The organism is Mycobacterium sp. E2462, assembly GCF_001672685.1.
Classification (GTDB): domain Bacteria; phylum Actinomycetota; class Actinomycetes; order Mycobacteriales; family Mycobacteriaceae; genus Mycobacterium.
The window spans coordinates 1-1,489 of record NZ_LZKC01000420.1 but is presented as its reverse complement, the minus strand read 5'-3'; the positions used below and the strand labels follow the sequence as shown (position 1 = coordinate 1,489).

At 75.6% G+C, this 1,489-nt stretch carries 1 protein-coding gene; it reads right to left on the bottom strand.

What is annotated here, in order from left to right:
• On the bottom strand, positions 1 to 1,489 hold a 1,489-nt coding region (locus tag A5714_RS21690), incomplete at both ends, for an ATP-binding protein (RefSeq protein ID WP_156747434.1).

Here is a 1,489-nt window from a genome sequence, read left to right as displayed (position 1 = left end):
GCGTTGATGACCTGCGGCTGCGCACCGAGCGGGTGGTGTTCGACGGCTGCAACTTCCGGGGCGGCGGCCTCGCGCCGGGGCAGGCGCGGCAGCGGCGCGGCCGGTTGCTCCGGTACCTCGGTGATGCCGCTGGTCCCCGGGTTGCGGCGCGGCAGCAGCGTGATCGGGGGGCGGTTGCGGGCGGCCGGCTCATCGGGCTGCGGGGCGTCCTGCGGCCGGCTCTCGTGCCGGCCGGGCGCGTCCGGCTGCGGCGCCGGCGCGTCGGGACGGGCGCTGGCGAGCTTGGCGCTGGGCGAGGAGACGGACCGGATGTGGCGGGGCCCGGCGTCCTGCGCGGCGCCCTCGAGCACCTCGGGCGGCAGGTAGATCTCCGCGGTGGTGCCGGTGCCCGCTTCGTGCGCGGCGGGGCCGCGCAGCCCCACCCGGATGCCGTGCCGGGCGGCGATCCGGCCGACCACGAACAGGCCCATGTGGCGGGCGTTCTCGGGAGTGGGCTCGGGGGTGCCGTCAGGGTTGGCGTCGCCGCCGGCCTGCAGGCGCATGTTGGCGATGCGCCGGTCGGCGTCGTTCATGCCCAGGCCGGCGTCGGCGACGCGCACCACGATGCCCCCGTCGCCGCCGGGCGCCGCCGAGACCCGCACCGACGTCGTCGGCGGCGAATAGCGCAGCGCGTTGTCGATCAGCTCCGCGAACAGGTGGATGGCGCCACCGGCCGTCGCGCCGAGCAGGGCGCGGTCCGGCAGCCCGGCGATCTCGACGCGCCGGTAGTCCTCCACCTCCGACACCGCGGCGTTCAGCACGGTCGCCAGCGGCACCGGGTCGCGCTGATCGCGGGCGAGCTGCGCGCCGGCCAGGACCAGCAGGTTGGCGCTGTTGCGGCGCAGCCGGGCCGCCAGGTGGTCGAGGCGGAACAGGTTGTCCAGGCGCTCGGGGTCCTCCTCGTTGCGCTCCAGCCGGTCGATGAGCGCCAGCTGCTGGTCGACCAACGAGCGGCTGCGCCGCGACATGGTCTCGAACATGTCGTTGACCAGCAACCGCAGCCGCGCCTCGTCGCCGGCCAGCAGCAGCGCCTGGGTGTGCAGCTCGTCGACGGCGTGGGCGACCTGGCCGATCTCCTCGGTGGTGTAGACGGGCAGCGGCTCGGGCGTCGGTTCGGCGCCGCCGGCCTTGACCCGCGCGATCTCGGCCTCCAAGTCGGTGTGGGCGACCCGCAGGGCGCCGTCGCGCAGCACCCGCAGCGGGCGCACCAGCGCGCGGGCGACCAGCAGCACCACGATGACGGCGATCGCAATGGCGACCAGCACCACGGTGGCGTCGAGGACCGCCGCGTCACGCCGCTCGGCGGCCTGGGCGTGCACGGACCTGGTCACCGCGGCGCTGGCGTCCTGGATCACCTGGGCGGCGATGTCGTCGGTGGTCTGCAGCGAACGGAGCAGGTCGGCGTTGTCGACCAGCACGCTGGCCGGGTCGGACATGATCGCCATCCGGC